This window comes from Rhodopirellula sp. SH410 (genome assembly GCF_055811895.1).
Genome location: NZ_CM147949.1, coordinates 6,108,940 through 6,121,279, shown reverse-complemented (window position 1 = coordinate 6,121,279; position 12,340 = coordinate 6,108,940). Strand labels below are relative to the sequence as shown.

Genomic DNA, 12,340 nt, shown 5'->3' with positions numbered 1-12,340 from the left:
CAAGTATTCCCGGAACTTCTGACGGATTTTTCTTGACCGGTCGTTTGACTAGCGGTAAAAACAAGTTTTGTTGACAGAGTAAACAAGTTTCGTTAACAGAGTATCAGCTGGCACGAGGCCGTCACCACTTACCTCGTTCTGGCCGAGAGGCCGGGACTTCGCTTCAACTTATGATTCGCTATCGGCGTGGAGAGCCGAGCGACAATCGATTCAGCATTGCGGTCGGATTCTTATCACAATCGTCGATCCGCCGCATCAGGCTGTCACGCCTGACCGAAGCCATCGTCAAATTGTTTTCGAGCGAGCCCTGAGCGATGAATCAACGCAACCAATCCCGACGGACTTCCGCCAAAAGCGAATCGTCGAAACGTCGGCTACTTTTGGAGACGCTTACGCCTCGCGTCTTGCTCGTTGCGGATATCGAAGGCATGGTCTCGGTGGCGAATCGCCCGGATATCGCGGGGCAAGCAGCCCCCGCGACACTTGCCAGCCCGCATATGGCTGCGGCAGGTACCTCGTCAATGAATTATGACGTTAGCGGCGATGGGCACCTGTCAGCTCTCGATGCGTTAATTATTATTAATGCGCTCAATACCGCCGGGCCGATCGACGATCCCATGTTGGATGTCAATCAGGACGGGATGGTTTCCCTATTGGACGTCCAGAGTATCATCACGGTGCTCAACACACCCCAGCCGGAGAGTGATCTTAGTTTTGATCCAGCCGCCGGCATTTCTCGCGATTCCGATTCGCTCGACCCGGCCGTCATCGACGCTTTGCTGACCTCTCGTGTGGCGAGTCGCGTCGCTGAGCAGTCACCGTTGACCGATCGCGTAGCAACGAAGGAGCATGGTAAAATCGAGAGTTTTACTGTCAGTTCCCGTCCAAAAGACGCGTCCTCAGTATCCCCATCAAAACAGTTGATGGGTCCATTACAAGCTGAGTCTACGCTTGACGGAAACGGTGACGGCAACGCGAATCGATCCATAGGCTCCGGAGGAAGCGGTGGATCTGGAGGCAGTGAATCGGGAGGGAACTGCGATTCAGGTGGCAGTGGTGGAACGGGTTCAGGCGGCAGCGGTGGTTCCTGCAGCGGCGGTTCAGGCGGCAGCGGTGACACGGGATCTGGTGGTACTGGATCGGGGGGCGGTCAATCGAGCGGCAGCGGAGGCTCGGGCGGCAGTGGCGGATCCGGCGGCAGTGGCGGCTCCGGCGGCAGTGGCGGCTCCGGCGGCAGTGGCGGCGCGGGCTCAGGTGGAACCGGATCCAGTGGTTCTGGTGGTGCTGGGTCGGGAGGCGGTCAGTCGAGCGGCAGCGGAGGCTCGGGCGGCAGTGATTCTGGTGGTGGCGGCACAGACGGCGGTTCGGGTGGTAGCGGTGGAACGGGATCTGGTGGTACTGGGTCGGGGGGCGGTCAATCGGGCGGCAGTGGAGGCTCGGGCGGCAGTGGCGGATCCGGTGACTCAGGCGGTGCAGGATCCGGAGGTAGCGACGGCGAGGGCTCGGGTGGAACTGGAGCCAGTGGTTCAGGTGGTACTGCGTCGGGAGGCGGTCAATCGGGCGGCAGCGAAGGCTCGGGCGCTACTGGTTCTGGTGGTGGCGGCACAGGCAGCGGTTCAGATGGTAGTGGCGGCACGGGCTCGGGCAGTGGATCAGGTTCCGGCAGTGGATCAGGCTCGGGCAGTGGATCAGGCTCGGGCAGTGGATCAGGTTCCGGCAGCGGGTCAGGTTCCGGCGGTGGGTCAGGTTCCGGCGGTGGCTCGGGTGGTAGTTGTGACTCGGTCGATAGTGGTGACTCAGGTGGCAGTGGCGGTTCAAGCTGTAGCGGTGACTCGGGAGGCGGCGATGACTCAGGCGGTAGCGATACGGTGTCCGTCAGTGTTTCCATCGGAAACGCCTCGGCAACCGAAGGCAGCGGATCGGCATCATTCCAAATTACTCTCTCTGAATCATCTTCGACGACCGTCAGCGTGGATTACAGCACCAGTGACGGTGACGCCACGGGCCCCGACTACACCGCCAATAGCGGCACGGTCACGTTCAGCTCTGGGGAAACGACCAAGTGGGTCTCCGTCGGAATCACCAATGACTCGATCAAAGAACTCACCGAGTCGTTCTATGTCTCGCTGTCCAATGCGTCGGAAGCCACCATCAGCGGCAGTCAAGGAGTTGGCACCATCACCGACAACGATACCGTCTCGATCTCGGTTGGCGACAAAAGTGTAAAAGAGGATGATGGCACCGTCTTGATCCCCGTGATTCTGACGGGATCCTCCGCCATCGCCAGCTCCGTCGACTACAGCACCAATGACGGTATGGCTAAGAGCGACAGTGATTATGGAGCGACCACCGGCAGCATCACGTTTGCTCCCGGTGAAACGACCCAATATATCTCCGTCAGCATAACCGATGACGAAATTGCAGAGAAAGACGAATCGTTCACGGTGAATTTGTCGGGGGCCTCCAATCGCACTGATATCACCAGCGGCAACGGTACCGTCACGATCGAAGACGATGACTCGCTGTCGATCAGCGTCGGCAACGTCACCGTGGATGAGGATGCGGGCAATGCCTCGTTCGCGGTTTCACTCTCCCGCGAAGCCGCTTTCGACGTTTCGGTCGATTACAGCACCACGGACGAGACCGCCACAAGCACCTCGGACTACGGATCGACGATGGGCACCCTCAGTTTCAGTCCCAAGCAAAGGACCAAGTGGGTTGTCGTCAGTATTACCGATGATGAGATCGCTGAACGCGAGGAATCGTTCTACGTTGATCTTTCGAACGCGTCGGATGGTTCCATCAGCGACGGACAAGGCATCGGCACGATCAAAGACGACGACTCCGTCACAGTATCGATCGCGGATGCGTCGGCCATTGAAGCCGATGGTGTGATGTCCTTCGCCGTGACCCTCTCACGTGAAGCTGCCTACAGTACCGCGGTCGATTTCAGTACCACCGATGGATCCGCAGTCAGCACCAGCGACTACGCATCCACCACCAGCACGCTTACTTTCGCTCCCGGTGAGCAGAGCAAGTGGATCACCGTTGACGTCACCGATGACCCGTACGTGGAGGAGACCGAATCCTTCACGGTCAACCTGACCGGAGCCACCGAGCCGACCGTTATCGCAGGTGGCGCGGCGACCGGCACGATCTACGATGACGACTCGCTCAGCCTGAGCATTAGTGCTACACCGAATCCGGTCGAGGAGGGGCAGTACGCGACGTTGGCGGGCACTTTCTCGGGGATATCGCCGAGTGAGACCGGCACGGTCAAAATTGATTGGGGCAACGACGGATCGATTGATCAAACCGTCACCGCATCCGGCGGCACGTTCTCGGTTACCCGTCTCATCGACGATGATCATCCTGCGACAGCGACCCCCAGCGATCTGCTGTATGTCAGTGCGGAGTTAACCGAAGGTCCGACGCATTCGGTTAACGCGGAGACCAACCTCACGATGAAGAATGTCGCCCCCACCGTCACATCGCTCACGCTCAGCAATCCCCAGCGGATCAAGATCGGGCAAACGCTCACAGTCTCAGGCACCTTTACCGACCCCGCACTGGGCGTGCCCACCGAGACGTTCACAGGCTACGCACATTGGGGCGAGGGAGTCGGGCAAGAATTTGCGGTGGGGAGCGACGGCCATTTTTCGGTCTCTCACGTGTACAACTCCATCGCCGACTACGCCGTCGAAGGATTTAAGCTGTCAATCTCCATCAAGGACGACGACCTCGGTGTCAGCAATTGGCAAGATCGCCGCATCTCGGTCTACGATGAAGTCGATATCGACGTCGACTCCAATAACGATGGTTCCATTGATCCCGATGACACTATGATCGGTCAAGATGATCCGATCGAGGAATACAGCCCAGGACGTATCCTACTCATCAACAATGATGACGATAATGAGAATGACACTCCAGATTTAGATGAAAGTGACAGTCCCGTCTCGGGTGAAAATGATTTGGCGGAGGTGCTGCTCAATGAACTGGCAGGGCCCGGGACCTCGATGGTTGATGGATGGACCGTATCGTTGATTTCCAGTGGTGGAATTCGAGTTTGGGATTCCCCAACCAAAGGCAACGAGATTGATCTGACTGATGAATCTATACTTTTGACATCTCTCACCGCCTTCTACGTGGAAGGGATCACACTGGGAACCGCCAACCTAAATGTTCAACTCATGCAAAACGGTTCCACGGTCATTGATGATCTGGTCCAGTTCAAGGTCGGGGCGCGTCTGGACATTGATGTCGACAGCGACGATACGACGGGCGCGTTCGGTGCACCTGACCGAACGAACGAAGAGGATGAGATCGAGGATGACGACGAACTACCCGGCAAATACATCCCCGCCAATACAGGTGATGCCGACTCAGATCAGGTGCCCGACTATGCCGATGGTTTTAATCGGGATGACACCATCGGAAACCAAGATGACCTGAGCGTGGGAGTTCGCTTCACACCCTTGGTGATCGAGGTTCCCGAGTGGCTCAATGATGTCGAGGGCAAGATCCAGTTTGCGTTCGGGTTTTCGAATCCTAGCACCGTCGGGAGTGAAGCTTCCGACTACGCAATGCCCGTCGGCACGTCAAGACTTTGGAGCCTCGATGGTGGCTCGCTCCGCAAAAAAGATGAGGTCACTAAGGGGCATTTAATCAAACCTAACAAGCCTTATACGTTGGCAGAATTGGGATTGGCAGCCGGTGCCAGCAAGACGTTCTATGTTGAAGGCATCTCGGCTGGCCTCGACACGATGAAAGCCTCTTTTGTCCCCAGTTCGGACGTGAATCCCTCGTTGGCCCATGACGACAAGGTGACCGTCACTGTTGTCGGCATTGATCTCGATGTCGATACGGACAACACGGGCGCATTGGTAAGCGGCCCGGATCAAGATGCCGTCGAAGATCGTTACGAGAACGCCTTTGGTTTCGGCAAGACCGGTAAATTTATCGATGTCAATGACACGGACATTGACGAAGACGGCATTGTTGATTTCGCCGATGGCTTTGATTTCGATGGCGATGACAACGCGGATGATGATGCAAGGATTGAAGGATCCCCAGGGTTCACACCGATCGTGGTGAAATTGCCTGATACGGTTGATCGTGGGCAAGCAACGCTCCAGTTTGTGTACAACGCATCGCTTCCCGCAGACATACTCAATCAGGGCTCGCACTTCGAAACTGGTAGCGCCGGAAATCTACGGTTATGGACAAAAGACGGCGGTGATGCTCGACACATCGATGATGACGCCGACCAAAACATTTTCGTCGTCCCCGGCATGGACTACACGCTCGAAGAGCTTGGGGCATCCGGTGCCAGTGAGGTGATGCTATATGTCGAAGGCATCCAAACGAGCGGTGTATTGGGGGGTGATCAAATTAAGGTCACGCTCGATGTCGATGGATCGGGCGACATACTTCCGATCGCCCAGGATATTCTGCGTGTGACCGTCGCTAACGTCGACTTGGACATTGACTCCGACAACACAGCAGAGTTCGGAGGATCTCCTGATCGAAACGCCTTCGAGGATGTCATCGAAAATCATTCCACAAAGCCCGGCAAGTTCATATGGCAAAATGTAGTAGACGCCGACCGCGATGGCGTTGCTGATCGACTCGATGGGTACAATGCGAATGGAATCATCGGCGACGAAGACGACCTGATTGCCGACGCCAACGTTCGGTTCACACCGCTGGTGTTGGAAATTCCTGCACCGGTCGACACGGCCGACGCCAGATTCAAATTCGAGTACAGTGCGTCCGACCCCTCTGGCAGTATCAACAGCGGAGCACTGCGAATCTGGACCAAAGATGCTGGCCAGACGCGGAACAAAAACCAAGTTCGTGCTGGAGGCGATTTTGTCAAGCCTGGCTACGTTTATACGTTGGCGGACCTTGGCGTTGCCGGCTACAACGCCCGTACCGTGACCCTCTATGTCGAAGGGATCGCGATCACCACGGGAGTCGCTGAACGCATCGTCGTCAAGCTGGACCCTGACGGCGAACCCGATTCAAACAACCCAACCGATGGCAACGTCGGTTACGAAATCACCGACGCGCTGCGCGTGACCGTCGTGGGACTGGATGTGGACGTCGATTCGGACAACAACAACGACTTGGCGTCACCCGATCGAAGTGAGTTTGAGGACGACGTCGAAGACATTTATCTCGATCCCTCGCGGCCTGGCAAGTTTGTCGTTGTCAATGACCGCGACGTGGACGGTGATGGCCTGACAGATTTTGCCGATGGATTCGATACTGATCAGTTGAATGGAAACATCGACGATGTTATTGCCAGTGACCTAGGTAAATTTACCCCACTCGTACTCGAGGTGCCCGAAGGCGTCGAGCTTTCCGAAGCGCGCATCCGCTTTTCCTATAGCGGTTCGGATCCCAATGAACTCGACTTCGATGGCGATGGGCTGCCGAAACCGGCTGACGGTTTTTTACGACTGTGGAAGAAAAACGGCAACGAAGAACGCAGCGTGGCAGCCGCCAATACGGACGACGCAGGCGACTATATCGCCCCGTCCGGTGGTGATGGGCAAGACGGAATTTATTCCTTCGAACAGCTCGGCGGCGATCCCAGCGGGACAGGGCGAACGATCACCCTTTATATTGAGGGCATAGATAGTTCACCGGCGGGCGACAATCTGCTCGGCCAACAACGCATTCTCATGGAGCTGGACCCTGATGGGATCGAACTCGAAAGCTCGGATCCTGGGTCTGGATCCGGCTCTTCGAGTTACGGGTCGCTCGACGAATATCAGAGTGAAGTGATTGCCTACAACGCCGATTTCGGACCATGGGATGCCGTCAATGTGACGATCATCAATGAAGTCACGCTTGCCGCGACAGACATGTATGCCGCAGAAGATCCGCTTCTCGACAAGGACGATGCGTCATTTATCATTGATCGTGGCGAAGGGAATATTTCGGGTGACTTGACGGTATGGTTCAAAGTGGCACTGAACGAGTCGGCGCTCGATAGCGGGCAGTCACTCGCGTCGTTGTACAGTGATTACGTCTTCTACAGCGATGAGGTGACCACGTTCGATTCATCAACCGGTGTCGGCACGATCGTGATCCCTGCTGGCAAGTCGAATGCACTGATCGATGTACGGCCACTCGGTGATGAGGTGATCGAATGGGATGAAGTGGTCAAGATGACTTTGTTATCGAACCCACAATACGATACCGGCGTGCCCTACACCCCGACGCCGATTACACCGTACTACTTTTCGAATCTCGATACGGCAACCGTGACCATTCTGGATAGCGACGAGGTGGGCGGATTCGTCGACCGCAACGTGGACACGGAGAGCACGGGCCTATCCCCCGAAGTCATCTCGAACAGTGCCGTCGATGTGGGCGTCCAGCAGGGGTTTGTCAACCTAACACTGCCGCTGGTGCCCGCTGGCTACGAGCCAACATACATCGGCAATGACAACCTGCGTCCGATCGTGGCGGTCGAGTTCGATGTGCCCGCTGGTATACAGCCCGACGCTATCGCCGCTAAGTTGACCTTCGGTGGGATCGAAAGTAACGCAGTTGCTTTCGACGCCACTTCAATTGATGGCGGAGCAAAATTACGAATTGTCGTGTTGGGCAGCGACGAGATTGTCGATGAATTGCGCAGTGGTCATTACGAATACGACATCGAGCTCACTGCTACCGGCGGGGGCGAGCAACGGACCCGGACGCTACGTGGCTCCACTGAAATCATCAACCGCGTCGGTGCCGACTTCGGAACCCGCGAACTTGGGGAACGATGGTGGATCGATGGTCTGGACCGAATTGTTCCAGGTGATGGGATTTCGCCGATCCGGACTCACGATATTGGTAGTTCCGACACCTCGTCGCTGCTGAAGGCAACCTCGCGTTTGGCCCCCGAAGGTGCGGCCGCGCAGAACGGTGCCGCCCTGATCCGAGGCGATGGCACCTCCGCCTGGTATCAAGCCAACGTCACCAGTTCGGACGTTGTCGCAACGATGGACGACAGCAGCCTCAGTCCCGGTACACTTGTCGGCTGGGGGCTCGGCACCGGCAATGGTGGAAACCAAGGCACTTATCGCGTCAGCACCGCCGGGTTGTCCGAACAAGAAGAGAGCGTTCAGTGGGACTTCACGGGTTTGAGTGCGAACCGGTCGTACCAAGTCTTCACCACTTGGACCGCTGCCCAATCGCGGGCCAGTGAAGTGCCGTACACGATCGACGGTCGTGAAGTCGGTACAGGTGCGACGAACAAGACGATTCTGGTGAATCAGCAGTATGCGCCTGGCGAACTTTCTCTCAATGGGACGGATTGGCGGAGCCTGGGATACTTCGTCCCCACCGCTGGTTCACTCTCGGTCAGTTTAAGCACATTGCTGGGGCTAGCCGGTTTTGTCGACGGTGAAGTCATCGCCGACGCAGTGATGTTGGTGGGCAGCTGGAATTACGAGACCCCCCAAGGCTCCTACAACCAATTGGACCACGGCGCGCTGGACGACACAGGCGGGTATGCCGTCGACCCAGGCTACACGCCCGGTAGCGGCGATTTTACGCTTTTGACCAAGCATGGAGGTCACTACCAATTCGATCAAGATGGATTGCTGCAAAACCATCAAGACCGCAACCTGAATCAAACGCAATACGCTTATACCGACGCCGATAGCGATGGATTGGCCGACGAGATTGAGAGTATCACCGACGTTAACGGCTTAGAAACCACCTTCAGCTACGCCAGCGGATTCTTGAACGAATTGACTGACTTCGCCGGACGCATCACGACGTTTGCGGGCGGGTCCCAAATCACCAGCATCACCGCGCCCGATCCGGTTGTGGGAGGCGGCGACCAGCCGGTAATCAGCTTCGCCTACGCAGGTCCCGGCGAACGACTCAGCAAAATTACCAACGCCCGCGGCGATGATGTTTCGATTACCTACGATACTGCCGAGCGTGTGACGCATGTTACCAACGCGGATGACCGTCAGTGGGGACTCACACCCCTGATCGTCGATGGACTCGCTGAATCCGCCAATGGTCCGGCCATTCGGCGGGTCGTCACCGCTGCGATCGGTAGTCGCGATACATCTTCCCCCGGCGATACTTTTATCGAACCCCGCGCCGTATACAGCGACCCGCGTGGGAATCAATGGACGTATCAGACGGATCACTATGGTCTCATCACCGCCATGGCCGATCCTGCCCCTTATCAAAATGTCTGGCGATACGAACGACTTGAAAACGGGCTGGTCGAAACAATGATTGAACCTGCCGGAGGAGGCGGGATCGCCAATCTCGGTGAATTAACAACAACCTACCAATACGACGCGCGAGGAAATCGGACCGACGCTCTTTACCCGCTCGGCATCACGGAAGCTTGGGGATTCAATAGCAGCTTCAGTGTACTGACCAGCCATACCGATCGCCGTGGATTCGCAACGAGCATCGGCCTGGATGCACGCGGCAATGCGACTTCCATTTCACGGCCCGAAGCTATGACGGAGTACTATAGCTATACGGCTCCACCTGCCAGCCCCGGCAATCTGCCCGGCGGTCTCGTCAAAACGTATACCGACCCGCGAGGGATCGTAACCGAAACAACTTATTTTACGTCCGGCTCGCAGCTCGGATTGATTGAGAAAATCGAGCATGCCAAGACAACGCCGGGCGGCATTGCCGAAGCCGCATCGACCGAGAGCTTCACCTACGATGCCCGTCGCAATCCCGAATCGCACGTTCAAAAGATGGACAACGCCGATGACCGACAAACGAGTTTCGTCTATGACGAATTGAACCGCCAAGTCGAAATAACAGAGGCTTCCACCGAATACATCGACGAGTCGGGCGCAGCGATCACGGACCGGCCCCATACCTTGTTCGAGTACGATGCTCAGGGGCTGTTGGTCAAACAGACCGATGCACTCGGACGAATCACCGAGTTCGAATATGACGGCGAGTTCCGACCGACCGTCACCACACTCCCCGCCGCCATCAACCATGACGGTACGGCGACGGGAATCGTCACTCAGAAATACGACGCAGCCGGGAACTTGGAGAAGGTCACGGACACCCTCGGACGGACGATCGACTATGTCTACGACGAGCGGAATCGAAAGACCAAGCAAACCCTGCCTGCTACCGACGATCACCTCGTCAGCGTGACAGTCTTTGCCTACGACACACTCGGCAACCTCAAGAGCAGCAAAGATCCGTTGGACACTGCCGCAGTCGATCGCGAGCGGACCTATACCTACGATGCCCTGAACCGCCGAACCCGCGAAGACATGCCGGCCCCCGGCGATCATCCCGTCACCGGGACGCATCCGCACGGCGCACCGTACCTGATAACCCAGTACGATGGTGGCAGCGAACTGGTCAAATCGGTCGTCGACGCATCCGGGCGCACGGTCGTTTCGTACGACTATGATGATCTCGGACGGCGCACCGATGAGTATCAGCCAGAAGGTGTTCACAACGTGTGGCAATATGATGTGGCGGGCAACGTCACCGTGATCGAAGACTCACTTACTAACCAAGTGACGTTCCAGTACGACGCGGCCAATCGGGTGGTTAAGATCACCGATCGGGCCACCACTCAGCACGCAGCCCCGGGCACTCAGTACACCTACAACGACGCCGGACAGCAACTCACCGTCACCGAAACCACGCCGGGGGGAACCCGTGTGATCACGAACGAGTACGATAACTTGGGGCGACTCACGTCGACCGAATTGCCGCCGGAGACTCACATCGATCCTGAAACTCGGGAAACCTATACCGAGGCCGGTACGAGTCACTATCAATACGATGCAATCGGTAACTGTTACCGACCGAATTGCGGTCGCACTTTTTGCCGAATTGTGACTGTAGGGATTTGAAGCCCGAAATGGTCCTTTTGCCGAATTGTTGAGAATTCTGGAGAGCGTGTTTCGGGGCTGTGCGATAGGAGCGACCGAGTCGAGGCTCGAACCTGTTGTGCTCGAACCTGTTGTGCTCGAACCTGTTGTGCTCGGAGCCGTGTGTGCTCGGAGCCGTGTGTGCTCAGCGCATTAAAAAAGTGCGATCGCTTGGGCAAAGCGGTCGCACTGATTGAAAGAGCTTTGGCTGGGGGCCGATGCGATTGACTGATTAGGCCGAAGACTTTCTTTGGCCGAGGTCGCTTTGGTATTGCACAAGCCAGTTGCTCAGGATGTCGACCGCCGGCAAGAAGTCGTGGCCCTGCGTCATCATCAGATCGATGTTGTTGTAGTTCTGGCCGCAGCTAAAACAATGAGCGAGATTGTTCTTCGGGTTCACGGTCGCTCGAAGTTCTTTGCACGATGGGCATTGGAAACGGAAGTAGCCGTCGCTTTGTTTCGCTATCGGACCGTGCTGGCCGAGCCGAACGATCGTCAGTTTCATCGGTAGATCGTTGCGGATCGCGCGGAGTAAGTCGTTCGTCATCTTCATAACAGAAGCCTGGAGTTAGAGGGAGGGGAGGGAGCATTTTTGGGTCTTAAAAATCTGTTAGGTCGACTTCGTTTTGCCAGTGCGGTTGAAGCAACACGCGATTGACCAAGTCGATATCGATCGTCGTTCCAGCGGCGGCTCGGACCGCTTCGAGCATCGACGCTAAGCACAGGTTGCGGCACTTGCGCAACACTCCATCGGCAGAGCGGATAATCAACTCCGTTGCTCCAGCAGTGAACGTGCTGTGCGCTAGACCGATCGAATCGAGTTCACGTTCGATAAACGCGCGCATCACATCGTCGTGCAACCGCTTGGTGATCACCGAATACGTCACCCGGCTTTTCAAATCCAGGTTGACCGCCAAGTCCAGATCGGCGAGCAACTCCGGCTGGCCGACCAGAATCAGGTTGTGATTCTTCGGGAAATCTTCCAAGAGGAGTCGTAGTCGGCGAAGGTTATCCATCGCCATCAGATGGGCATCGTCGATCACCGTGACGAGCATCTTGCCACTGCGATTGAGGCTGAAGGCTTGCTGGATCAGCTTGCGTTCGCACTTGAACGCCGAGCTTTCAAACTCAATCCGAAACGCTTCACAGAGGATTTTTACTGTATTGGTATAGGTGTGCAGTGTGCGTGCAACCGTGGCGACCAAGTACTCTTTCTCGGGAAGTCGTTTGAGCGATTCTTTGATCACGGATTTGCCGGTGCCGGGTCTGCCGACGACCAGACATAGGCCGCCTTGTTGGCTGTGGACTCGGAGCGTGTCATGGATTTCCTGCTGATGTTGTAGTAGTTGGATGTCGCGTAGCGCGAAGGGATTTTCGGACAAGCCGAAGTAAGAACGGATCATGGTGAGGTGGACTTTTGGAAAAAGAAGGAGTTGGATCAC

At 56.6% G+C, this 12,340-nt stretch carries 3 protein-coding genes; 1 reads left to right on the top strand and 2 read right to left on the bottom strand.

Features of this window, described 5'->3' with window-relative positions; all coding sequences use genetic code 11:
• The first annotated feature begins 314 nt into the window (after positions 1–314).
• Positions 315–10,880, top strand: coding sequence for a Calx-beta domain-containing protein (locus SH410x_RS22530; protein ID WP_473670939.1), 10,566 nt, complete (start codon positions 315–317; stop codon positions 10,878–10,880).
• Positions 10,881–11,130: 250 nt separating this feature from the next.
• Here the strand turns inward: SH410x_RS22530 and SH410x_RS22525 are convergent, their stop codons facing one another.
• Both SH410x_RS22525 and SH410x_RS22520 read right to left on the bottom strand, forming a co-directional pair.
• On the bottom strand, positions 11,131–11,451 hold the full coding sequence (locus SH410x_RS22525) for a hypothetical protein (protein ID WP_473670643.1): 321 nt from the start codon (positions 11,449–11,451) through the stop codon (positions 11,131–11,133).
• 46 nt (positions 11,452–11,497) lie between these two features.
• Entirely contained in the window at positions 11,498–12,301 is an 804-nt protein-coding gene (locus tag SH410x_RS22520) for an AAA family ATPase (RefSeq protein WP_473670642.1), read from the bottom strand.
• Positions 12,302–12,340 lie beyond the last annotated feature (39 nt).

Excerpts from the sequence above, each read along its gene's own strand:
- SH410x_RS22520 (WP_473670642.1), bottom strand. The coding sequence starts at position 12,301 with ATGATCCGTTCTTACTTCGGCTTGTCCGAAAATCCCTTCGCGCTACGC.
- SH410x_RS22525 (WP_473670643.1), bottom strand. The coding sequence starts at position 11,451 with ATGAAGATGACGAACGACTTACTCCGCGCGATCCGCAACGATCTACCG.
- SH410x_RS22530 (WP_473670939.1), top strand. The coding sequence starts at position 315 with ATGAATCAACGCAACCAATCCCGACGGACTTCCGCCAAAAGCGAATCG.